This window comes from Pseudomonas sp. SIMBA_067, assembly GCF_046534675.1.
GTDB classification, from domain to species: Bacteria; Pseudomonadota; Gammaproteobacteria; order Pseudomonadales; family Pseudomonadaceae; genus Aquipseudomonas; species Aquipseudomonas putida.
The window spans coordinates 1-232 of the sequence record NZ_JAWRYH010001444.1 but is presented as its reverse complement, the minus strand read 5'-3'; the positions used below and the strand labels follow the sequence as shown (position 1 = coordinate 232).

Below are 232 nucleotides of genomic sequence, written 5' to 3'. Positions count from 1 at the left end.
AACCGCATCGGCGTGCACGGTGACAAACAGTGCCCGCTGCTGGAGCAGCACATCCATTGCCGCAACTGCGACGTCTATGCCGCTGCCGCCACGCGCCTGCTCGACCGTTACGCCCTGCTGCAGGATGACCAGGCCGTTGCGGCGCAAGCCGCCGAGCAATCTGTCGGCCACTCCCTGCTGTTGTTCAGGCTCGGCGAAGAATGGCTGGCCCTGGCGACCGCCTGCCTGGCAG

Annotated in this window: 1 pseudogene; it reads left to right on the top strand. The window is 66.8% G+C overall.

Features of this window, described 5'->3' with window-relative positions:
- Positions 1-232 (top strand): annotated as a pseudogene (locus tag SB765_RS34190) (chemotaxis protein CheW); the annotation flags it as partial.